Origin of the sequence: uncultured Mailhella sp., assembly GCF_944324615.1 — a bacterium.
Classification (GTDB): domain Bacteria; phylum Desulfobacterota; class Desulfovibrionia; order Desulfovibrionales; family Desulfovibrionaceae; genus Mailhella.
Genome location: NZ_CALUWY010000045.1, coordinates 1 through 22574, shown reverse-complemented (window position 1 = coordinate 22574; position 22574 = coordinate 1). Strand labels below are relative to the sequence as shown.

Below are 22574 nucleotides of genomic sequence, written 5' to 3'. Positions count from 1 at the left end.
TTGAACCTGTGACCCCCGCCGTGTGAAGGCGATGCTCTACCAACTGAGCTAACTGCCCATGCGCAGGTATGTGTTTAGGGAAAATGTTCCTTTCTGTCAACAGCGATCCGGGATGTTTTCCGGCGGCGCGGCTTTTTTCCGGGCCGGAAGGGCGGAAGTGATGCGAAAAGGAAAAGAAAAGCCCCGCGGACAATGTCTGCGGGGCCTTGAATGGCGAAGCGGATGGGACTTGAACCCACGACCTCCGGCGTGACAGGCCGGCGTTCTAACCAACTGAACTACCGCTCCAGATATGGAGTGGGGGGAAAACCCCTTTTAAACAAAAGTGGCGAAGCGGATGGGACTTGAACCCACGACCTCCGGCGTGACAGGCCGGCGTTCTAACCAACTGAACTACCGCTCCACTTTTCGCATGGTGGGCAGTACAGGACTTGAACCTGTGACCCCCGCCGTGTGAAGGCGATGCTCTACCAACTGAGCTAACTGCCCATGCGCAGGTATGTGTTTATGGAAAATGCCCCCTTCTGTCAACAGAAAAAACGTGCTTTGCGCGATTTTTTTTGAAAGAGGCTTATAACATGTTGTTTTTGCTATGATTTGCCGCTTCTCAGGATTTTTCCTGATACAGGCCGCGCTTTTTCAGCTCGATTTCCACGCAGGCCAGGGCCGCCGGAGTGACGCCGGAAATGCGTCCGGCCTGGCCCAGGGTGAGGGGGCGTATGGCGTTGAGCTTTTCCTGAATTTCGCGGGAAAGCCCGGCGATGCCGGTATAGTCCATGTCGGCGGGCAGGCGCACGGCCTCCTGCCGGGCGGCGCGGCGCACCAGCTCATCCTGCAGTTCCAGATAGCCGGAGTAGCGGAGTATGGTTTCCGTTTCCTGCACGATGCTTTCGGGCGCGTCGGCCAGTTCCGGCAGAAACACGGAGAGGCGGCGCAGGGGAAGCTGCGGACGGCGGCCGAGGTCGGCCAGGGTGACGGCCTGACTGGGGCAGGGTTCCCCGAGTCCGGCAAAGGCGGCCTGCGTGGCGGCGTCGGGCGTGAGGCGCACGGAGGTGAGCTTGTCCATGAGTCCGTGCAGGGCCTTCTGCCTTTCGCGGAACACCTCCCACTGATGGTCGCCCACAAGGCCTATGTCGCGGCCGCGCGGAGTGAGGCGCGCGTCGGCATTGTCCTCACGCAGGAGCAGGCGGTATTCCGCGCGGGAGGTGAACATGCGGAAAGGTTCGTTGGTACCCTTGGTGACCAGTTCGTCGGCCAGCACGGCCATGTAGGCTTCGCTGCGGGCGGGCAGGAAAGGCTCCTTGCCCGAGATTTTCGCGTCCATGTTGAGCGCGGCCCACAGGCCCTGGGCGGCGGCCTCCTCGTAGCCCGAGGTACCGTTGATCTGCCCGGCCAGCCACAGGCCGTTCACCTTGCGGGTTTCAAAGGTGGGGCGCAGCTGCACGGGGTTCACATAGTCGTATTCGATGGCGTAGCCCGGGCGCACGATTTTTGCGTGTTCCAGCCCGCGGATGGAGTTCACCATCTTTTCCTGAATATCCAGCGGCAGGCTGGTGGATATGCCGTTGGCATAGTATTCCTGCCGGCCGAGGCCTTCGGGTTCGATGAACACATGATGGCGGTCCCGTTCGGGGAAGCGTGCCACCTTGTCTTCCACAGAGGGGCAGTAGCGCGCGCCCACGCCGGTGATGACGCCGGTGAACAGGGGGGAGCGGTCCATGCCGGAACGGATGATGTCGTGGGTGCGTTCGTTGGTCCAGCTGATGTAGCAGGGCACCTGCGGCAGCACGGGGCCGGGCCCGCTGAAGCTGAAGCCCTGGGGCGGATTGTCGCCGTACTGGGCTTCCAGCGCGTCGAAGTCGATGGTGCTTGCCAGAAGGCGCGGCGTGGTGCCGGTTTTCAGGCGGCCGAGGGTGAGTCCCAGAGAACGCAGGGAATCGGAAAGGCGCATGGCCGCGGAATCGCCGAATCGCCCCGCGCTGTAGTGCACAAGGCCCACATGCACGAGCCCCTGCAGGAAGGTACCCGTGGTGAGCAGCACATGTTCGGCGGCGAACTCCTTGCCGAGCTGGGTGCGCACGCCGCACACCGTGCCGTTTTCCGCAATGATCTCCGTGACCATGTCCTGCCAGATGGTGAGGCCTTCCTGGGCGAAAAGGTCGCGTCTGGCGGCGGCGAGGTAGGTTTCGCGGTCGATCTGCGCGCGGCGTGCGCGCACGGCCGGGCCCTTGCTCGCGTTCAGGATGCGGAACTGTATGCCCGCCTCGTCGGCCCACCGGCCCATGCAGCCGCCGAGGGCGTCGATTTCGCGTACCAGATGCCCCTTGGCCAGTCCGCCGATGGCGGGGTTGCAGGAAAGGTGACCTATGCGGTCCACGTTGCTGGTGATGACCAGAACGTCATGACCCAGACGGGCAAGGGCCATGGCGGCTTCACAGCCGGCGTGACCGGCCCCGACGACGATGCAGGAATAGTGTGTCATTGGCTTAAGGACTTGTTTGATCTCTGGAGAAGAAAAGTATGCATAAGGCCCGGACAGCCCGGGAAGAGCGTTGCCGGGGCCTGCTGGCCCATGCCTCTGCACGGAAAAGAGTCCGGGAAGGGGCTTGCGGAAGAGGCCAGTGCGGCCCGGGCTTTTTCCGCCCTTCGGTACGCCATGAGGCCGCGCGACCGGAATATCCGGGGGCGGCCTCATGGAACGCGGAAATGCCCGCGATGATCAGTTTTCGTAGAAGGAACGCAGGGTCTGGCTTCTCACCGGATGGCGGAGCTTGCGCAGGGCCTTGGCTTCGATCTGCCGGATGCGTTCACGGGTGACGTTGAAGAGCTTGCCCACTTCCTCAAGGGTGTGGTCGGACTTTTCACCGATGCCGAAGCGCTTGCGCAGCACCTGCTCCTCGCGGGGAGTGAGGTCGGCCAGCACCGAGGCGATCTGTTCGGAAAGTTTGGTGTTCACCACCTCTTCGGCGGGGGCCACGGCCTTCTTGTCCTCGATGAAATCGCCGAGGCTGGAATCTTCCTCGTCGCCGATGGGGGTTTCCAGGGAGATGGGCTCCTTGGCGATCTTGAGCACCTTCTTCACCTTGTCCACAGGGTAGTCCATGCGGTCCGCGATTTCCTCGGGGGTGGGGTCGCGGCCGAGCTCCTGCACCAGGTAGCGCGAGGTGCGGATGAGCTTGTTGATGGTCTCTATCATGTGCACGGGGATGCGGATGGTACGGGCCTGATCGGCGATGGCGCGGGTGATGGCCTGCCGTATCCACCAGGTGGCGTAGGTGGAGAACTTGTAGCCGCGCTGGTACTCGAACTTGTCCACAGCCTTCATGAGGCCGATGTTGCCTTCCTGAATGAGGTCGAGGAACTGCAGGCCCCTGTTGGTGTACTTCTTGGCAATGGAGACCACAAGGCGCAGGTTGGAGCGGATGAGTTCCTGCTTGGCGCGCATGGAGGCCACCATGCCCCGGCGGATGCGCCAGAGCACTTCCTCAAGGTCGTCCACGTCGTGGCAGCACTTTTCGCGCAGGCGCTGGAGGCTCTCGATCTTGCCCACGATGAGTTCCTTGTAGGAAAACATCTTGTCCACGCTCATGTCCAGTTCCGCGGCCACGTCCTGCATGGAACGGGTGCGGTTGTCCAGAGCCTCGAACAGGGCCTGAAGTTCTTCCTGCGTCTTGCCCGTGGTGGCCACATAGGCGTCGAGTTCGCGCTGATAGTTCTTCATCTGGCGCACATAGTCCTCAACGGTTTCCACGATGCGGTCGATGAGCGTCTTTTCCAGCTTGATTTCACGCAGACGGTCCACCACTTCCTCCTTGTACTGGAGGATTTCCTTCTGCGTGGCGGCCACGCGGCGTTCCAGCGTGCAGCAGGCGTCGAGCTTCTGGTAGATCTTGTGCTTCTTCTTGTAGATGGCCTTGATTTCATCCAGCAGCAGAATGACCCGCTGGCGCTGGTTCATTTCGTCTTCCGTGGGATCGTCTTCCTCAATGGTCTTCACCACATCCTTCAGCTTGATGCGGTTCTGCTTGAGGTCTTCGCCCACGTTGATGAGTTCTTCCACGGCCACGGGCACTTCCACCAGGGCGTAGAGCACGTCCTGTTCGCCGGTTTCTATCTTCTTGGCGATGACGACTTCGCCGTCGCGGTCGAGCAGCGGCACCGCGCCCATCTCGCGCAGGTACATGCGCACCGGGTCGGTGTTGCGGGCTGCGAAATCGCCGGAGTCGTCGGAGCTGAGGTCGAGGGGAAATTCCAGGGAACCGTCGTCCGTTTCATCGAACACGATGTCCACGGGATCGTTTTCCGCGTCGGCATGGTTGACGACGATGGACTTGCCTTCCTTTTCCGTATCCACGATGGCGATGTCCATCTGATCGAACATCGCTATGATTTCTTCGAAATTCTCGGGCGTGCTCATCTCTGCGGGGACAGACTTGCTGACTTCCTCAAAGGTGAGGTAGCCGGCAGATTTGCCCTTGGCGATAAGAGCCTTGACCTGCTGGATTTCTTTAAGATTATTGGTCACTACGCCTCCCTCGCGCTTCAAGAAGCGCGCGCATGTATTCCCGTTGTGCTTCCCGGCTGGCCGTGCCCTGGCGAAGGGCCGCCACGACGGAAGCCATATGCGATGTCTTCTGCAAATTATTCAGCATCTGCTGAATGGCGATAAGCTCGCCTTCCTCATTGTCGAGCGGCGGGGCATCGTCGCCCCGGCATCGTATCCAGAAATTCTTTTCCCTGGGGTCAAGCTCGTCGAAGGCCTGTTCGGAACCGTAACGGGCTATCTTGTCCCAGAGTTTGAGCGCCCACGGAGCCTCAAGGGCAAGGTCGGCCCCTGCAGCCTGAAGGTCGGGCAGGCGGTGCGGGTAACGCACCGCAAAGGTCATGATCTCCCTGTCGCGGGTGATGGCGTGCGGTGTTGCGGGTCTCTGCACCGAAAACGAGGCGGCCTTCTTCTTTTCCAGCACCCCGCCGCGCAGATCCGCCTCCGAAAGGCCGAGTCCTGCGGAAAGTTCCTGGGCGAAGCGGTGGAAAAGCTCGGGCATGTCCACCTGGGAAAGAAAGCGTCTCGCCCATTCCACGGCCTCGCGCGGGGCCATGCTCCGCAGCACGGAAATGCAGAAGGCAAGCCCGTCCTGGGCGTGGGCGCGCAGATCCTCCACGGCTTCGGTCCCGAAGGTGCGCAGCATGCTGTCGATGTCGTTGTCCCCGGGGAAGAGGATGACCTTGCAGGAAAGCCCGCGCGAGAGCAGCATTTCGCAGGAGCGGAAGGCCGCCTTGCGGCCCGCGTTGTCGCCGTCGAACATGAGCTCAAGGTGCGAACTGAAGCCCGAGAGCCTCTTGATCTGTTCCGGGGTGAGCGCGGTGCCGAGTACGCCCACGGCCTGCGTGTAGCCGTACTGATGCAGGGTGATGACGTCCATGTACCCTTCGGTGAGGATGATGTTCTTCTTCACCGCAATGGAGGGCCTGGCCTGAAAGAGGCCGAAAAGGTGCTCCCCCTTCTTGTAGATGGGCGAATCGCTGCTGTTGATGTACTTGGCGTCGTCCTCCTTCGCAAGGGCGGGGAGGATGCGCCCGCCGAAGGCGATGGCCTGGCCGGAAAGGTTGCGTATGGGGAACATGAGACGGCTGCGGAAGCGGTCGAACACTCTTCCGCCGTGGCTTCTGGACAGAAGCCCGCATTCCACGGCGGCTTCCGTGGAAAAGCCCGCGCGGCGCAGCGTATCGGTAAGATCCTGCCAGGAATCGGAACTCCAGCCGAGGCCGAACTTTTCCTGAAGCTCCGGGGAAATGCCCCTCTCTGCCACATAGTCGCGGCACTGGGAGGCCGCCGGAGAGGCGAGGCTGCTGTGAAAATGCGCGGCGGCAAGCTCGTGCATCTTCAGCATGTCGCGCTTCTGCGAACGCTGCTGCCTTGCGCCGGGATCCGGGCGGTAGGTGTCGAGCTTCACGCCGGCCTCTTCCGCAAGGGCGGCCAGCGTTTCCTTGAAGTCCAGCCCGTTCAGGCGGCCGTAGAAGTCGAAGATGTCGCCGGAGGCCTGACAGCCGAAGCAGTAGAACGTGCCCTGCTCCTCGTTGATGGAAAAGGAGGGCTTGGTTTCCTGATGGAACGGGCAGGGCGCGACAAGGCGGGAGCCTACGGAACGCAGCTCCACATAGCGCCTTGCCATGTCGGCAAGGCTGATGCGCGACTTGATCGCCTGTATCACATCACTGTTTTTCATGTTCTATGCCCGTATCCTAACGGAACAGTACCTGCGTCATGCCGTCGCCGCCCTGATCTTCCGGGGCGGTATGGTAGGATTCCACGCCGGGGAAGGTGCGCAGAAGCTCATGCACGGCCTTGCGCAGCGCTCCGGTGCCCCGGCCGTGTACGATTTCCACTCCTTCCACACCGGAAAGAAGAGAACGGTCGAGAAACTGTTCAAGCTCCGCCAATGCTAAATCAGCACGCTTGCCCCTCAAGTCAAGTCGCAGGAAGGAAACAGGACGGGAAACTTTGGTCGTGACCGAAGCCTTCGGCCCCGGCGATGCGGCGGACACGGGCTGAAGATCGGAAAGCGGGGCCCACATGGTCACGCCGTTCAGGTCTATCTTGCCCTTGCCGTTCTTCTCGTCCAGCTCGCGCAGCACGGCCTTCTTGTTCCACATGCGGTGCAGCACTTCGCCGCCCACGGTGAACAGATTCGGATCGGCGGCGGGCCGCTCCTCCTCCATGTCCCTGGCGGAACGGACAAGATCGGCCCGCAGGCGGGACATTTCCTTCTGCGCCTGCTTTGCCGTGGCCTTGCCGCTCTTGTAGTCGCGCATGAGTTCCTGCGACATGCGGCGCACTTCCTCGTCGAGTCTCTGGCGCTCCTTCTCCAGCTTCTGCTGGAGCGATTCGCGCCTGTCGCGCAGGCGGCGCTCTTCGTCCTTCAGGCGGGAAAGCTCGTCCTCCCTCTGCCTTGCCAGTTCGTTGAGGCGCTCCATCACGGCGCTTGCGTCGTCGCCGTCCATGAGCAGATAATGTTCCGCCCGGCGGAGCACCGATTCCGGCAGGCCGTGTTCGCGCGCCACATCGAGCGCCTGGCTTGCGCCCACCTGATCGTAGGCGAGGTGGAAAAGGGGCTTTTTGGTGGAAGGATCGAAGATCACCGAGGCCGCGCGCACGCCGTCGTGGGTGAGGGCATAGCTCTTGAGCGCGGGGAAATGGGTGGCCGTCACCGTGTAGGCTCCCTTTTCCAGAAGACCGTCCAGCACGGCCTGAGCCAGTGCCGCGCCCTGTGAGGGATCGGTGCCGGAACCGAATTCGTCAAGCAGCACCAGCGCGTGGGCGTCCAGCTTTTCCCAGATGTCGGAAAGGTGGCGTATCTGCCCGGTGAAGGTGGAAACATGGTCGTCGAGGCTCTGCTCGTCGCCGATGAAGGCATAGACGTTCTTCCAGAAGGGCAGGGTGGAGCCTCCCTCCACGGGGGCGGGAAGACCGGCAAGGGTCATGAGCGTGATGAGCCCGAGGGTCTTCAGGGCCACCGTCTTGCCGCCGGCGTTGCCGCCGCTTATGACGAGCACGCGGTCGCCTTCACGCAGCACAAGGTCGGCCGGTTCGATGCGGCGCGGGCCGGTATAGTTCCTGTCCGAAGCATGGCGGGCGGCCTCAAGCACGAGCAGCGGATGCCGCGCGGCGGAAAGGCGCAGCAGCGCTCCTTCCTCCAGGGGCACGCAGGTGCCGGAAAGGGCGGCGCCCAGGGCGCACTTGGCCTGAAGCAGGTCCACCTGCACAAGCAGGTTCCAGGCCGATTCCACCATGGGCATTTCCTGCGCGATGAGGTCCGCGATCATGCGCAGTACCTTGCGCTCTTCCTCGCGTTCCTCCTGCTTGAGCTGCTGCAGGCGGTTGTTCTGCTCCACCAGGAACATGGGCTCGAAATACAGCGTTTCGCCCGTATTGGAATAGTCGTGGATGATGCCCTGTACCCGGCCCTTGAAATTGGCCTTGAGCGGAAGCACATAACGGTCGGAGGAGAGCGTCATGTAGTCATCCTGCAGGTAGCGGCCGATATTGTACTTTTCCGCAAATTCCTTGACGCGGCGCAGGCAGTTCTGATGGATGCTCCGCATTTCTCCGCGCACCAGCAGAAGCCCGGGGGAGCTTTCATCTTTAAGGTAGCCGTCGTCCCCCACGCAGCGGGTGAGGGCGGAAAGGGTGAGCTCCGGCAGGGGCAGGGAACAGGCGAGAATGTCCAGAAGCGGACGGCGCCCGGCGCCGGCGTGTATGCTCTGAACGGCGCGGCGGGCAAGGGCGAGGGTTTCCTTCAGCGCCCAGAGGCCGTCCATGTCGAAGAGCGCTTCGGCATGGGTGCGCACATGGGCCAGAAGGCCGGAAATGTCGGGGAAGGATACGGGCGCAAACTCGCCCTCGGCCAGCCAGGAGCGCGTTTCGTCGTAAAGGTGCTGACTTTCGCGCACCTTGTCTGCGTCGTCCATGGGGCGCAAGGCAAGAGCGGCTTCCTTTCCTGCCTCGGAAAGGCAGAAATCGGAAAGCCGTTCAAGCACGCGGGGAAATTCCAGAGCGTGAAGTGTTCTTCCGTCCATAGATCAGCCGGCCTGCTGAAGGCGCGCCTTCACCGCGGCGCTCACGGCCTTGCCGTCCACACGGCCCTTGTATTCCGCCATGATGGCGCTGATGGCGCGGCCCATGTTCTTCATGCCGCCTTCAAGCAGGGGAGCCACCACTCTTTCCACCACTTCCGCAAGTTCCTCCGCGGAAAGCTGAGCGGGAAGATAGGCCTGAAGCACGGCGGCTTCCGCAGCTTCCTTTTCCGCAAGGTCGGTTCTGCCCGCGGCGGTGTACTGCTCTATGGAATCCTGCCGCTGCTTGACCTCGCGCAGAAGCACGCTCATGTAGTCGTCATCATCCAGGGGACGCATAAGCTCCACCTGGCGGTTCTTGGCCGCCGTCTTCAAAAGGCGCAGCGTGCCGAGCTTCACCTGATCCTTGGCCTTGTAGGCCTGGATGTAATCCTTGTCTATCTGTTCAGCGATACTCATAGCGTCTTCTTCAATCCACCGCCGGGGGCGCGGCGCTTTCTTGGGGAGATGCTCTCCCCTGAAATGGCAAAAGAGCCGGAAATCAGCCTGATGAAAGGTCCAATTTCCGGCTCCGAAACCGGTCTGCATACGGTTCAGAACCCATGCGAACCGTTGTCGTCGAAGATTACCCCATGTTGACCTTGCGCATCTTCTTCATGAGGCGCTTACGGGCAGCGGCCTTCTTCTTCTTGCGCATGACGCTGGGCTTTTCATAGTGCTGGCGCTTCTTCATTTCGGAAAGAACGCCGGCCTTTTCCACCTGCTTCTTGAAACGACGCAGAGCGATGTCGAAATTGTAATCGTCTTCGTTGAGAAAAACTCCGGGCACAGAAATCACCCCCTTTCAGCGAATCTCTTGTTCCGTCCGATCCGCCAGTTCTCAGGGAGTGAACCGAAGGGAAAAACGGAAAATGTGGCCCCTGCGCAACGCCTTGAGCGCGAAACCATGCAGGCTCTCGGGGCAGGGAGAGAAGAAAACTAAAACAGATTGCAACAAAAAGCAAGCCCCCGGGGTGCCGTACTCCGGGGAAACCTGCAAAAAAAAGAAAAATTTTTCGTGCGCGGCCGCGTTGCAGAGCGCATGTTCCGCAAAGGCATGCGCCTTGGTCGTGCAGCCGCAGCCTGAAAGGACTTCGGCGAAGCCGGAAAGCCGCCCCGTGCATCGCATATGCAGCATATGCGCGCCGCAGGGCTTCTGCGGCAGGGCGCAGAGGCGCCCCGGCACAGACCTGATGCCGGAGGGGGGCATGCGGTGTTTCCCGTGCCCTTGAAGGAGGCGGCGGGCAGACCCCGCCTTTTCCATCCTTCCGGAAGCTTTCCTGAAAGCGACCGTTTTCCGAAGCGGGCTAGTGTTCCTTATGCCCGCCGTTCTTCGCGTCCCTTATGGCGCGGGCGAACACCAGCGTAAGCCCGATGCCGAGGATGAGAAGCACCGCGTAGAGCACACCGAAGAAGATGGCGTAGTCGGGCTGCCACAGGGGCAGATCCCAGGGGAAGGGGCCATGTCCATTTTCACCATGAATAAGCATGAAGACTCCTTGAACGGCTGACGGCCCGAAGCCCGAGGGCCGGGGTAGGACCGTCCGACTACTGTATCTGCTTTTTCAGATTAATGCCAGCCCTGAATTTCACGACCTTGCCGGCGGGAATGGTGATGGCTTCGCCGGTGCGGGGGTTGTGGCCCTTGCGTTCCTTGCGTTCTTCCACCACGAGGGAACCGAAGCCCGGCAGGGAAAGCTTGCCGTCGGCGGCAAGAGCGTCCTGAATGGCGTCGAGCAGGGCGTTCAGGGACTGTTCGGCGCTGCTTTTGCTGATGGCGGCCTGTTCGGCGATTTTGGCGATGAGTTCAGCCTTGGTCATAAGCTGCTCCTTTCTGCAGAGGCAGAGGTGAAAAGGGAAAGGGGGGTGGCGCGGTTTTCTTTTAGGTACACGTTTCCTGCCCATCGTCAAGAGAGACGGGGCGCTCCCCCATGATTTTTTCATGAAAAAGGCTTTCGGAAAGCTGCTGGAACTGTTCCACGGCAAGCGTTTCCGGTCTCCGGGCCGGGTCGATGCCGAGCCTTTCGAGCTTCTCCATGGAGAAAGTTCCGGGCAGAGCGCGGCGCAGTATGCCCTGAAGCTGCTTTCTGCGCTGCTGGAAACATATCTTGATGAGGCGCGAAAGCTCCTCCGGGTGCGCGGGTCTTTTTTCCGGCGGCAGAGGCTCGAAGACCACCACGGCGGAATCCACCTTTGGCGGCGGGGAAAAGGCCGAAGGCCCGATGACGAAGCCCTTTCTTGTGGCGGCAAAGCTCTGCACCCATACGCTGAGGGCGCCGTAATCCCTGCTGCCCGGCCCGGCGATGAGGCGGTCGCCCACCTCCTTCTGCACCATGAACACGGCGCGGGAAAGATGCGGCACGCGGCTCACCACGTCCCACATGAGGGGCGAGGCCACGTTGTAGGGGAGGTTCCCCGCGATTTTCCACGGCCCTTCCAGGCTTTCCCACGGGTAGGCGAGGGCGTCGCCGGCCACCACTTCCAGGCCCGGCAGGGGCCGGGCGGCGTGTTCGGCGGCGTAATGGTCGTCCTTTTCCAGCAGCAGGAGCCGTTTCCACGGCAGGGGCCGCAGAAGGGCCGTCAGCGCGCCGGGACCGGGGCCGATTTCCATGACCTGGTCGCCTTCCTCCACGCGCAGAAGGTCCACAATGCGCTGCACCACGCGCTCGTCGCGCAGAAAGTGCTGTCCCAGGCTTTTCTTGGCCCGGGCGGCGGTGAAGAGGTTGATGTCGCTCATAGTGTTCTCGGCTGTCGTTGCACAGGGGCTTTTTCCGCTGCGGAACGGGCCTTCCGCCCGTGTCTTTTACCGGAAAAAGGGGAACGGTTCCCGCACGGCACGGAGTCTTCCTTCCGGGAGCGCGTCCATGCCTTCGGCAGACGGCAGGAGCCGTTGTATGGGTTGTTGTTACATGGAATCGTAATGCTTGAAGCGCATGGTGAAGCCCGCCCGGCCCTGGGTTGCGGAACGCAGGGCCGTGGAGAAGCCGAACAGGCGGCGCATGGGGGCCATGCCCGAGAGGTAGCGCATGCCGCCTCTCTCGCCGAGTTCCTCCACCTTGCCGCCGCAGTTCTGGAACAGGCTGATGGAGGAGCCGAGGGCTTCTTCCGGTGCGATGATTTCCACGTCCATGATGGGTTCGAGCACGCAGGCGCGGGAATGTTCCATGGCGTCGCGCACGGCCATGGAGGCGGCCATGCGGCAGCCTGCGGCCGTGGCGTTTTCCTTGCGTATGGCCGTCACGGTGACGTTCACGTCCTGCACGGGATAGCCCGTCTGCGGGCCGGAGAGCAGGCTGTCGGAAATGCCCTGAAGCACTTCGTCCACCAGCTGCCGGGGCAGGGCCTCCTTCGGGTCCGCCGGGTGGGCCAGTTCTTCGGCAAGGGCCACATGATTGCCCGCGTCGCGCCCGGCCGGGGCCATGGTGAGGGTGACTTCGCCGAAGTGATGCACGGTGCCGAGGTCGCGGTCGAATATGCCGTGTCCCTCGCCCTCTGCGCGCACCGTTTCGCGCGCCACCACCTGCGGCTGTCCGGCGCGCGGGCTGATGCCGTATTCGCGGCGCATGCGTTCGAGCACCACGTCAAGGTGCAGCTCGCCCATGCCGGAAATGATGCGGTCGCCGGAATCCTCGTCCTGCGAGACGCCGAGGGTGGGATCTTCCGCACTGTAGCGGGCCAGAGCCTCGTCCAGCGTCTTGCCTTCATCGGCGTTGCGCGGCTCAAGGGCCATGGAGATCACGGGCTTCACGCTTTCCAGGTTCTCCAGCAGCATGTCGAGCCCCGGAGCGGCCACGGTGTCGCCCGTGCGGGCGCTGCGCAGGCCGAGCACGGCCACGATGTCGCCGGAGGAGGCTTCGGCAAGCTGCTCCTGCTGGTCCGCATCCATGCGGAACATGCGGGATATGCGCTCTTCCCTGTTCTGCGCCGTGTTGCGCACCACGTCCCCTTCCTTCAGTCTGCCCGAATAGATGCGGACAAGGCAGGTCTTGCGCCCGCCTTCCATGAGCACCTTGAATACCAGGCCGCAGAAGGGGGCCTCCGGGCGTATGTCGAGTTCCTTTTCCTCTTTGCCGTCCACGGAGGTGCCGTGCGGGGCGGGCACGTCCAGCGGCGAGGGCAGGTAGCGGCCCACGGCGTCGAGCAGCGGCTGCACGCCCGCATTCTTCAGCGCGGAACCGGCAAGCACGGGCGTCACCTTGCGCGCAAGGGTGGCGCGCTTCATGGCTTCGTGGATGTCCTTTTCCGAAAAGCTCTCCTCAAGGTAGCGTTCCATGAAGGTGTCGTCGTTCTCGCCCAGGGTTTCCAGCGTCTTTTCCCGCCAGAGCAGGGCGATTTCCTTTTCGTCGCCCTCAAGGGGCAGCTCTTCCATGGTCTGCCCCTGGGAATCCTCGTCGAAGACAAGCTTCTTCATGGCAATGACATCCGCCACGGCGTAGAAGTCCGGCCCTTCGCCGAGAGGCACGGTCACGGCTGCGGGCGTGGCCCCCAGCCTGTCGTGCAGGGCGTCGAGCACGGCGGAAAAGTTCGCGCCCACCCTGTCCATCTTGTTCACAAAGGCGATCTTGGGCACGCCGAAGGCTTCGGACTGCCGCCACACCGTTTCCGACTGCGGCTCCACGCCGCCCACGGCGCAGAACACGCCCACCGCGCCGTCGAGCACGCGGAGGGAACGCTCCACCTCTATGGTGAAATCCACATGGCCGGGAGTGTCGATGAGGTTCAGCGTCCATTCCTTCCAGCGGCAGGTGGAGGCGGCCGCCGCAATGGTGATGCCGCGTTCCTGCTCCTCGGGCATGAAGTCCATGGTGGCCGTGCCGTCGTGCACTTCTCCCATGCGGTGTATCTTCCGCGTGTAAAAGAGTATGCGCTCGCTGAGCGTGGTCTTGCCCGCGTCGATATGAGCGATGATGCCGATATTGCGAAGGTTTTTCATAGTGTCATGACTCATGACCGTATCTCCTGGACAAGCTGGGCGCAGAGGGCGCCGGTACGGAAGAATTCCGGGGAGGGGCCCGGCCAGCAGGCTTCCATGCCCGGGCCTGCCGTCAGCGGCGCATCAAAGGTTTCGGCGCAGGGCTGCGGCGTGAACACGGCGTCCATGCCCGGCGAGGGCATGTCGAGAAGCGTGGCGTCGGGGTGCAGCCAGAGAAGGCGCTTTGCCACTTCTCCGGCCGCAGGCGTATCCGTGTTCTTATATAAGGAAAGGATTCTCGGCGCCGCCCTGTCGCGGTACAGGGGCGTGCCGTCGGCCGCGGCCTTGTGCAGCAGATCCTTCATGCCTTCGTCGAAGCCTTCCGGCCCGGGGAAGACAAGGATTCTGCCGTCGGGCGAGGCGGCGCGCAGATCTTCGTACAGGGAGGCTAGGCCCTCCGCATCAAGCAGGAAGGAATCCTCAAGTCCGGCCAGTTCCAGCGCCGTGGAAAGGGCCGGGGCAAAGGGGGCGGGGGACACGGTGAGCACATGGGGCACACCGGCGAGAACGGCGGGAAGAGCCGCGGCGAGAAAGCGCGCGGGCGAGGCGAAGTTCTTTCCCGTCACGGCAAGGGTCCACGCGGCGGGGCGGAAATGCTCCCTGCGGACAAAGCCTGCGCGCGGGCAGTCGACGCGGATGTCGGTCTCGCCGTCCTTCATGCCGGAGCGGTGGAAGGCAAAGGCGATGGATGTTTTCAGAAGCGCCCGCAGCTGCGCGGGGCATGCCTCATAGGCCTGTGCGTAAAGCGCATCGTCCGGGCGGCAGGCTTCCAGCCAGGCGGGAATATCAAAGGTGGGGCTCATGCTGTTCTCCCTTTCCCTTCTTGGGTACGTTGCTCACGCCCCCGCGTCAAATGAAATGTTGCGTGCACCCCTGTGCGGGGCGCGCGCAAGGCGCTCCGGGCCGGGAAGGCGCGCTTTTTGGGGGGCTCGTCTTCGGCGGGGGCCTTCCGGGTAACGCCGCGGAATACGCGCACACTTCCGCCCCGGGAGGCAAGGAAATACATTGCGTTTTGGCCGGAACGGCTCTATCTTGTCTCGGATGTTCCATGCCAATCGGAGGCTCACATGCAAAAAATTCGTGTCCTGACCACGGCGGCGCTCGCCCTTGTCACTTTCTTGGCCGGCGGGGGCGTGATGAAGGCCGTCAGCGCGGAAAACGACTACGAGTCCCTGCGCCGCTTCAGTCAGATACTGGACATGGTGGAGCAGTACTACGTCAACGACGTTTCCCAGAAGGAACTTCTGGAAGGCGCGCTCAAGGGGATGCTCCAGAACCTTGACCCGCACTCCACGTTGATGACGGAAAAGGAATTTCAGGAAATGCAGGAAAACACCAGCGGCGAATTCTTCGGCGTGGGTGTGGAAATAACCATGGAGAACGGGCAGGTCATGGTGGTGAGCCCCATCGAGGACACCCCGGGCTACAAGGCCGGTCTGCGCGCGGGCGATTCCATTCTCGCCGTGGACGGGCAGTACACCATGGAAATGTCCCTGACCGAAGTGGTGTCCAAAATGCGCGGCAAGCGCGGCACCACGGTGGAACTGCAGGTCCTGCACAAGAATGCCTCCCGCCCCGTGACCATGAAGATCAAGCGCGACGCCATCCCGCTCATCAGCGTGAAGTCGCGCGAGCTGGAACCCGGCTACTGGTGGATCCGTCTCACCCGCTTCAGCGGTCATACCGCACAGGAACTCACCGACGCGCTCTCGGCCGCAAAGAAGAAGGGCGCGGTCAAGGGCATTGTGCTCGATCTGCGCAACAATCCCGGCGGCCTTCTGGATCAGAGCGTGGAAGTGGCCGACCTCTTCCTTAAAGATGGGGTCATCGTGTCCATGCGCGGGCGCGACGCTTCTTCCGAACGCACCTTCAAGGCGCATCCCCAGCCCGAAGATGTGACCTGCCCCATGGTGGTGCTGGTGAACTCCGGTTCCGCCTCGGCCTCGGAAATCGTGGCCGGCGCCCTGCGCGATCAGAAGCGCGCTCTCATTCTCGGCGAACGCACCTTCGGCAAGGGTTCGGTGCAGAATCTCATTCCTCTGGCCGACGGCACGGGCCTCAAGCTCACCGTGGCCCGCTACTACACGCCTTCGGGCAAGTCCATACAGGCCGAAGGCATTTCTCCCGACTTTGAAGTGGCATGGGAAGCCCCGCGCGAGGACACCGGGCCTTCCTTCTCCCTGCGCGAAAAGGATCTGCGCGGCCACCTGGAACAGAAGGACGGGGAAAAGGAAGAAAAGCAGGAGGAAAAGGTGGGCGACGCGGAAGACGTGGGCGCCATGCTGGACCGTGACAATCAGCTTCGCCTGGCCCTTCAGTTTGCCAAGACCATGCCCGTGGTGAAGGCGCTGAAGAACTGATCCGCCGCACGTTTCTGTGCCATGCCGCGGCGCACTGCCGGGGGACGTATTTCATAACCAGAGGGAGCTTTTTGCGCCCCGCAACGCAGGACGGAGGAATCCCATGATTCAGCAAACCCTTTCCATCATCAAGCCCGACGCCGTGGCCCGCAACCTTCAGGGCGAAATTCTCGCCATGATCCAGAAGAGCGGTCTGCGCATCGTGGCCATGAAGATGATCCGCCTCACCCGCGCCCAGGCGGAAGCCTTCTATGACGTGCACAAGGAACGCCCCTTCTACGGCGAGCTTGTGGAATACATGACTTCCGGCCCCGTGGTCTGCTCCGTGCTGGAAGGCGAGGATGCCATCACCGCCTACCGCACCCTCATGGGAGCCACCAACCCCGCGAACGCTGCGGAAGGCACCATCCGCAAGCTCTATGCCCAGAGCGTGCAGGCCAACGCCGTGCACGGTTCCGACGCTCCCGAAACCGCCGCCCGGGAAGTCGCCTTCTTCTTCAGCCGGACGGAAATCGTAGGCTGAGCCATGAAGCGCATCGGTTGCATAGGCTGCGGCAACATGGGCGGCGGCGTGCTCAGGGGCCTGGTCGCCCATGAGGAATTTGCCCTTTTCGGGCACGACCATACCCGTGCCAAGGTGGAAGGCGCAGGCCCGGAAGGCCGCGTGACCTGGGCGGAAAGCCCGCGTGAGCTTGCCGGTCTCTGCGACGTCATCATTCTTGCCGTCAAGCCTTATCAGATGGAAGCCATGCTGGAGGAGATACGCCCCGTGCTCGACTCTTCCAAGGTGGTGATTTCCCTTGCGGCCGCCTTCTCGATGGAAAAGCTGAAGAAGGGCGTGGAAGGGCGCTGCCCCGTGGTGCGCTGCATGCCCAATCTGCCCGTCATCGTGGGCAGGGGCGTGTTCGCCCTGTGCCTTGACGACGAAGCGCTGACCAGCGGGCAGAAGGATGAGCTTCTTGCGCTCTTCCGTCTCATGGGCATGGCCCTTGCCCTGCCCGAGGCGCAGTTCCCGGCCTTTTCCTCTCTGGTGGGCTGCGGTCCGGCCTTTGTGCTGCTCTTCATGGAAGGGCTGCTCAACGCAGGCATCACCATGGGCCTCAAGGCGCCCGTATCCCGCGAGCTCATCGCGGCCATGGTGGAGGGCACGGCCCGCCTCGCGCTGGAAAGCGGGGAGAGCTTTGCCGACCTGCGCGTGCGCGTGTGTTCTCCTTCCGGCACCACCATACGCGGCGTGAACCACATGGAGCGCTGCGCCGTGCCCGGTCATGTGACCGACGCCGTGCTGGAGGCCCTGAAGCGCGACAGGGAAATGGCGTCCTCCGACTGAGGTTCCCCCTTTCCCTTCCGACATCATCGCGCACGGCGGGCAACGCCGTGCGCGTTTTCAACTCCGGGCCCCGGCGGGAAGGGCGCGGAAAAACAGCGCCGCAACTTCTGCGCGCAAGGTCCACGCTTCGGCGGCACGGACTGCGCATAAGGCGGCCCCGGCGGGATGCCGGTACAAAGAGCAAGCCATGCATGTTCCCCGGCGCCTTCCGGCAGGGAAGGGCGCTTCGGGGAGCGTCCGGAGGTACCCCATGCAGATGCCCGACAGAAGAATGTTCTTCCAGATCAACTGGGGCCTTGTCTTTCTTACCATTCTGCTTTTCGCCGTGGGCATGGTGAACCTCTATTCCGCGAGCGGTTCCCGCATCGAGGGGGGCTTCGTGCTTTCGCCCTTCTATCAGCGCCAGCTGGTCTGGGGGCTCATCGGCCTCTGCGTCATGGTGCTGTGCATGCTCATCGACTACCGGCGCATCGAAAGGCTGGCCGTTCCCTGCTATGTCATCGTGCTCTTTCTGCTTCTGCTCGTGCCCATTGTGGGCAAGACGGTGTACGGGGCCAAGCGCTGGATAGATCTCGGCATCATGAACCTTCAGCCCAGCGAACTGGCCAAGTTCGCCGTACTCATGATGGGCGCCAAGGCCCTCTGCCGCGACGGGGAATCCCTGGGCTGGAAGAGGCTTGCTCAGGTTCTGTCCATAGGCTTTGTGCCCTTTCTCTTCGTCGCCAAGCAGCCCGACCTCGGCTCCGGGCTCACGGTGCTCGTGCTGCTCGGCGGCATGGTGCTCTTTCACGGGGTGAAGTGGCGCGTGCTGCGCGTGTGCCTGCTGGTCATTCCCCTCATCATGCCCCTCGGCTGGTTCGTGCTGCACGACTATCAGCAGGAGCGCATCCTTACCTTCCTGGACCCCACGCGCGACCCGCGCGGCGCAGGCTACCACATCATCCAGTCGCAGATCGCCATAGGCTCCGGAGAAATGTTCGGCAAGGGCTTTCTGGCGGGCACGCAGAGCCAGCTGCGCTTTCTGCCGGAAAAGCATACCGACTTCGCCATCGCCGTTCTGGGCGAGGAATGGGGTTTTGCGGGCTGCATGGCCCTCGTCACGCTGTTCTGTCTCTTCCTCATGGCCATGTACAGCACCGTGCGCAACGCCAAGGACCGTTTCGGCTCCACCCTGGCGGCGGGCATCTTCTTCTATTTCTTCTGGCAGATCGTGGTGAACATAGGCATGGTGGTGGGGCTCATGCCCGTGGTGGGCATGCCTCTGCCCTTCATCAGCTACGGCGGCACCGCGCTGGTGGTGAACTGCGCCCTTGTGGGCATTGTGCTCAGTATTTCCATGCGGCGTTTCGTGTTCAAGAGCTGACGCGGCAGGGCAAAAGCTCCCCCCGGCAGAAGCCGCCTTTTCCTCTCTTTTTGTCCATAAACGGCCTGTTCTGGCCGGGGCAAGCCGCGAAAGGGGCGCGTTTTCTCGGCGGAGAAGCCTCCGGGCGCGCCGCAGGGGCCTGATTTTTGCAGAAGCGTTGCCGGGAAGGGCTTTTTCCGGCCTGCGCTCCGCGCCCGTGCCCAGCAGAGGCGCGGGACGGCGGGCGGAAGGACGCCCGGGAGCCGCCCAGAGGGGGAAAAGGGCACCGGGAGGGCCTTTCCGGCATGGTTTCGCAGAAAAGTTGCGGGAGCTCTTCAGATGCGCGGCGGGAAGGCGGGCTTTTATTGCAGTCGGAAGGCTCCGTGTTGCGTTCACGGAAGACATGTTCTGAAAAGGATACAGAAAAAGGCGGCGGAGATTTTTTCTCCTCCGCCTTTTTCCGTGCCGCTTTTTTTTGCCTGATCCGGGCGCGGGCCCCGGCTTTTTTTCGTGTGAAAAAATACCCGAATATATTTTTATTTATTTTTTCACGGAGGGAACAGGCGGCAAATGAGGAAAGATGCGCCCCCTCCGGACGCCTTTTTCAGCGCGTTCTGCGTGGTGAAAATCAAAAGAAAGAGCCTTTCCAGTATGATATGCCACAATGGGTGTTGTTGTCACTTTTTGTGCAAAGTGAACGCGGAACCGCTTTATTTGATGGAGAAAAACTCTTCCGGCTTTGACAAAGAATGAAAAACGGGGTACCTAAAAACATGATTCTACTCCCAATAATTCAGGAGCGCAGAACTTTGGGGGCTTAGAATGCACATCGGCAAGTGGCCCCTTTTTACAGCTTCGGTTGGAGGTTCCCGGAATGATCAATATCGACATCACCCTCCTGATTCAGGTGGTGAATTTCCTGATCGCCCTTGCGATCATCAATTACCTGATCATTCGCCCGGTGCGGGGCGCCATGGCCCGCCGCCGCGCGCAGAATGACGTGCTGAGAGGCGACGCCGATACCCTTGAGGGCGAGGCCGGCCTTAAGCTGGACGGGTACAATGCCCGCATAGCGAAGGCCCGCGCGGAAGTGTCCGCCCTTCGCAAGAGCATGAAGGCCGCCGCGGAAGAGGCGGCTCAGGCCAGGCTGAACGAAGCCGGCGATAAGGCCCGCTCCATCCATCACGCCGCCGCCGGGCGCATCCGCGAGGAAAGTGCGGAAGCGCAGCGCGAGCTTGACGGGAGAGTGGGCGATTTCGTTCAGGTCGCCCTGAAGTCCATGCTTGGATAGTCATCGCAGCAAGGAGAACGGCGTGCAAAAACTTTATGGTATGACGGCGGCCTGCGCTCTGGTTCTGATAACGTGCCAGATCGCGTCCGCAAGCGAGGGGCATTCCCTTCCCTGGGGCGATTTTCTGCTCCGCGTGATCAATGGCGCCATATTCGTGGGCATCATCTGGTACGCAGCGGGCAAGCTCATCAAAAAGTTCTTCACGGACCGCCGTGAAGGGATCGTCCGTGAAATGGACGATCTGGCAAAGCGCAAGGCCGAGGCGGAAGCGAGTCTGGCGGAGGTGGAACGCCGCATCGCCGATGTCGAGGCGGAATGCGCGAAGCTCCTGGAAGAAGGCCGCGCTCAGGCTGAACGGATCAAGGCCTCCATTCTGGCCGAGGCCGAGAAGGAAGCCGCCCACATCGTGGAGCAGGCCACTCTCGCCGCGGAGCAGGAAGGCAAGGCCGAGCTTGAAGCCATCCGCGAACGCATGGCGGAAGTCATCGTGACGGAAGTGGAAAAGAGCCTTCTCGACCGGCTGGATGCCAAGACGCATCAGAAACTGATCGACAAATCGTTGACCAAGGTGGTGCTGCAGTGATCGGCAATGTCGTGTCCCGTCGTTATGCCGCGGCGCTCTTTTCCCTGGGGAAAGAGGCGGGCATGGCGGAATTGGAACGCTATGGAGCGTCTCTGAGTGCACTGGGCGAGGCGGTGGAAAAGACTCCCCGGCTGGCGGAAGCTTTCCGCAACCCCGTCCTCTCCACGGAAGAGAAGAAGAAAGTGGCGCTGTCCCTGCTGGATGTGGCGGGCGGCGGCGCTGTGGAACAGCGTTTTTGCGCGCTTCTGGCCGACAAGGGCCGGTTGCCGCTGCTCCCCGCCATTGCGGCGGATTTTTCGGCCATGCTGGATGAGGCCCGCGGCATTTCACGCGGCGTCGTCACCACGGCCGTGGAGCTGGATGAAGAGCGCAGAAACAGCATCAGAACGAAGTTGGAATCGCAGACAGAGCGCAAGCTTGAGCTTGACTACGTCGTGGACCCGGCCATCATCGGAGGCGTCGTCTTCCGCGTGGGGGACAAGGTGTACGATGCGAGCCTGCGCGCGCAGCTCGACAACCTCAGGGAATCCATCAAGAGGGGTGAGTAGGCCATGCACATCAAGGCTGAAGAGATCGGAAAGATCATCGAGGAGCAGATCCGCAACTACGACCAGCACGTGGAAATGAGCGAGACTGGCACCGTCATGTATGTGGGCGACGGCATCGCCCGCGTGTACGGCGTGCGGAATGCCATGTCCATGGAACTGCTGGAGTTTCCCGGCGGGCTCATGGGCATGGTGCTCAACCTCGAAGAAGACAATGTCGGCGTCGCGCTTCTCGGCGACGATACCGACATCAAGGAAGGCGACCCCGTCAGGCGCACCGGCCGGATTTTCTCCGTGCCCGTGGGTCCTGCCGTGGCGGGTCGAGTGCTGAACCCCCTGGGCCAGCCGCTGGACGGCCTGGGACCGGTGGAAAGCACGGAAATTCGTCCCGTGGAGCTTAAGGCTCCCGGCATCATGCAGCGCAAGAGCGTTCACGAACCCATGGTCACGGGCATCAAGGCCATCGACGCCATCACGCCCATCGGCCGCGGTCAGCGTGAACTCATCATCGGCGACCGCCAGGTGGGCAAGACGGCCATCTGCGTGGACGCCATCCTTGCCCAGAAGGGCACGGGCGTGCACTGCTTCTATGTGGCCATCGGCCAGAAGAAGTCCACCGTGGCCCTGGTGGCGGAAACCCTGCGCCAGCACGGCGCCATGGAATACACCACCATCATCTCCGCTTCTGCTTCGGAATCCGCGCCTCTGCAGTACATTGCCGCGTATTCCGGCTGCACCATGGCGGAATTCTACCGCGACAACGGCGAACACGCCCTCATCATCTACGACGACCTTTCCAAGCAGGCCGTGGCCTACCGCCAGATGTCCCTGCTGCTCCGTCGTCCTCCGGGACGTGAAGCCTTCCCCGGCGACGTGTTCTACCTGCACTCCCGCCTGCTGGAACGCGCGGCCAAGCTCAGCGATGATCTCGGCGCGGGTTCTCTGACGGCTCTGCCCGTCATCGAAACGCAGGCCGGCGACGTTTCCGCCTACATCCCCACCAACGTGATTTCCATCACCGACGGTCAGGTGTTCCTGGAAACGAACCTGTTCAACGCCGGCATCCGCCCGGCCATCAACGTGGGTATCTCCGTATCCCGCGTGGGCGGTGCGGCGCAGATCAAGGCCATGAAGCAGGTGGCCGGTTCCCTTCGCCTCGACCTCGCCCATTACCGCGAAATGGCGGCCTTCGCCCAGTTCGGCTCCGACCTGGACAAGGACACCAAGGCCATTCTCGACCGCGGCGCCCGCATGACGGAACTGCTCAAGCAGCCTCAGTATCATCCCATGCCCACGGAAGAGCAGGTGGCCTCCATCTTCGCCGCTTCCCGCGGTTTCCTGGACGATATCGAGGTGAAGGACGTGCTTCCCTTCGAAGCCGGCCTGCTGGAAATGCTTCGCACCGAGCAGCCCGATATCCTTGAAGATATCCGCGATCGCAAGAAGCTGGATGATGATCTCGAAGCCCGTCTTTCCGCGGCCATCAAAGAGTTCAAGGTATCCTTCAAGGCGCGGGGGTAACTCATGCCTTCGTTGAA

At 62.2% G+C, this 22574-nt stretch carries 21 protein-coding genes and 3 tRNA genes; 9 read left to right on the top strand and 15 right to left on the bottom strand.

The window, feature by feature from the left end; genetic code table 11:
• Positions 1–211: 211 nt before the first annotated feature.
• From Q0K07_RS09445 to Q0K07_RS09375, 15 genes are all read right to left on the bottom strand, one after another.
• Positions 212–288, bottom strand: a tRNA-Asp gene (locus Q0K07_RS09445).
• A 38-nt stretch (positions 289–326) separates the two neighbouring features.
• Positions 327–403, bottom strand: a tRNA-Asp gene (locus Q0K07_RS09440).
• Positions 404–413: 10 nt separating this feature from the next.
• Positions 414–489, bottom strand: a tRNA-Val gene (locus Q0K07_RS09435).
• 118 nt (positions 490–607) lie between these two features.
• The gene (gene mnmG / locus Q0K07_RS09430; RefSeq protein WP_294558729.1) at positions 608–2482 is read right to left on the bottom strand and encodes a tRNA uridine-5-carboxymethylaminomethyl(34) synthesis enzyme MnmG; all 1875 of its coding nucleotides are present in this window, start codon (positions 2480–2482) and stop codon (positions 608–610) included.
• Between the two features lie 237 nt (positions 2483–2719).
• Positions 2720–4525 carry an RNA polymerase sigma factor RpoD gene (rpoD, locus tag Q0K07_RS09425; RefSeq protein WP_294558728.1) on the bottom strand — a complete coding sequence of 602 codons (1806 nt, stop codon included), beginning with the start codon at positions 4523–4525 and terminating at the stop codon, positions 2720–2722.
• The gene (gene dnaG, locus Q0K07_RS09420) at positions 4515–6227 is read right to left on the bottom strand and encodes a DNA primase (protein WP_294558726.1); all 1713 of its coding nucleotides are present in this window, start codon (positions 6225–6227) and stop codon (positions 4515–4517) included. Before dnaG ends, rpoD begins: the two co-directional genes overlap by 11 nt.
• A 16-nt stretch (positions 6228–6243) precedes the next feature.
• Positions 6244–8577 carry a Smr/MutS family protein gene (locus Q0K07_RS09415; protein ID WP_294558724.1) on the bottom strand — a complete coding sequence of 778 codons (2334 nt, stop codon included), beginning with the start codon at positions 8575–8577 and terminating at the stop codon, positions 6244–6246.
• A 3-nt stretch (positions 8578–8580) separates the two neighbouring features.
• A complete protein-coding gene (locus Q0K07_RS09410; RefSeq protein WP_294558723.1) occupies positions 8581–9033 on the bottom strand; it encodes a GatB/YqeY domain-containing protein in 453 nt (150 codons plus the stop codon).
• A 166-nt stretch (positions 9034–9199) separates the two neighbouring features.
• The gene (gene rpsU, locus Q0K07_RS09405; protein ID WP_077074093.1) at positions 9200–9403 is read right to left on the bottom strand and encodes a 30S ribosomal protein S21; all 204 of its coding nucleotides are present in this window, start codon (positions 9401–9403) and stop codon (positions 9200–9202) included.
• 51 nt (positions 9404–9454) lie between these two features.
• Complete coding sequence (locus tag Q0K07_RS09400) at positions 9455–9751, bottom strand: hypothetical protein (RefSeq protein WP_294558721.1); 297 nt, start codon at positions 9749–9751, stop codon at positions 9455–9457.
• A gap of 169 nt (positions 9752–9920) precedes the next feature.
• On the bottom strand, positions 9921–10103 hold the full coding sequence (locus Q0K07_RS09395; RefSeq protein ID WP_294558720.1) for a hypothetical protein: 183 nt from the start codon (positions 10101–10103) through the stop codon (positions 9921–9923).
• 58 nt (positions 10104–10161) lie between these two features.
• Positions 10162–10434 carry an HU family DNA-binding protein gene (locus tag Q0K07_RS09390; protein ID WP_294558719.1) on the bottom strand — a complete coding sequence of 91 codons (273 nt, stop codon included), beginning with the start codon at positions 10432–10434 and terminating at the stop codon, positions 10162–10164.
• Positions 10435–10495: 61 nt separating this feature from the next.
• The gene (gene rsmA / locus Q0K07_RS09385) at positions 10496–11350 is read right to left on the bottom strand and encodes a 16S rRNA (adenine(1518)-N(6)/adenine(1519)-N(6))-dimethyltransferase RsmA (RefSeq protein ID WP_294558718.1); all 855 of its coding nucleotides are present in this window, start codon (positions 11348–11350) and stop codon (positions 10496–10498) included.
• 168 nt (positions 11351–11518) lie between these two features.
• On the bottom strand, positions 11519–13561 hold the full coding sequence (fusA, locus tag Q0K07_RS09380) for an elongation factor G (protein WP_294558716.1): 2043 nt from the start codon (positions 13559–13561) through the stop codon (positions 11519–11521).
• Entirely contained in the window at positions 13558–14388 is an 831-nt protein-coding gene (locus tag Q0K07_RS09375) for a hypothetical protein (RefSeq protein ID WP_294558714.1), read from the bottom strand. Before Q0K07_RS09375 ends, fusA begins: the two co-directional genes overlap by 4 nt.
• A 333-nt stretch (positions 14389–14721) precedes the next feature.
• Here Q0K07_RS09375 and Q0K07_RS09370 point away from each other — a divergent pair, with 333 nt between their 5' ends.
• From Q0K07_RS09370 to atpA, 9 genes are all read left to right on the top strand, one after another.
• On the top strand, positions 14722–15945 hold the full coding sequence (locus Q0K07_RS09370) for a S41 family peptidase (RefSeq protein ID WP_294558731.1): 1224 nt from the start codon (positions 14722–14724) through the stop codon (positions 15943–15945).
• Between the two features lie 103 nt (positions 15946–16048).
• On the top strand, positions 16049–16468 hold the full coding sequence (ndk, locus tag Q0K07_RS09365; protein ID WP_294558712.1) for a nucleoside-diphosphate kinase: 420 nt from the start codon (positions 16049–16051) through the stop codon (positions 16466–16468).
• 3 nt (positions 16469–16471) lie between these two features.
• Positions 16472–17275: a pyrroline-5-carboxylate reductase gene (gene proC, locus Q0K07_RS09360; protein ID WP_294558710.1), complete on the top strand. Its 804-nt coding sequence runs from the start codon at positions 16472–16474 to the stop codon at positions 17273–17275.
• A gap of 250 nt (positions 17276–17525) precedes the next feature.
• Positions 17526–18638: a rod shape-determining protein RodA gene (rodA, locus tag Q0K07_RS09355; protein WP_294558708.1), complete on the top strand. Its 1113-nt coding sequence runs from the start codon at positions 17526–17528 to the stop codon at positions 18636–18638.
• Positions 18639–18922: 284 nt separating this feature from the next.
• Positions 18923–19360, top strand: coding sequence for a hypothetical protein (locus Q0K07_RS09350; protein WP_294558706.1), 438 nt, complete (start codon positions 18923–18925; stop codon positions 19358–19360).
• Positions 19361–19491: 131 nt separating this feature from the next.
• Positions 19492–19908 (top strand): ATP synthase F0 subunit B, encoded by a 417-nt coding sequence (locus tag Q0K07_RS09345; RefSeq protein ID WP_294558704.1) that lies wholly within the window; start codon positions 19492–19494, stop codon positions 19906–19908.
• 22 nt (positions 19909–19930) lie between these two features.
• Complete coding sequence (locus Q0K07_RS09340) at positions 19931–20491, top strand: ATP synthase F0 subunit B (RefSeq protein WP_294558703.1); 561 nt, start codon at positions 19931–19933, stop codon at positions 20489–20491.
• Positions 20488–21039: an ATP synthase F1 subunit delta gene (gene atpH / locus Q0K07_RS09335; RefSeq protein ID WP_294558702.1), complete on the top strand. Its 552-nt coding sequence runs from the start codon at positions 20488–20490 to the stop codon at positions 21037–21039. The genes Q0K07_RS09340 and atpH overlap by 4 nt, the downstream gene beginning before the upstream one ends.
• A 3-nt stretch (positions 21040–21042) precedes the next feature.
• The gene (gene atpA, locus Q0K07_RS09330; protein ID WP_294558701.1) at positions 21043–22557 is read left to right on the top strand and encodes a F0F1 ATP synthase subunit alpha; all 1515 of its coding nucleotides are present in this window, start codon (positions 21043–21045) and stop codon (positions 22555–22557) included.
• The last annotated feature ends 17 nt before the right edge of the window (positions 22558–22574 follow it).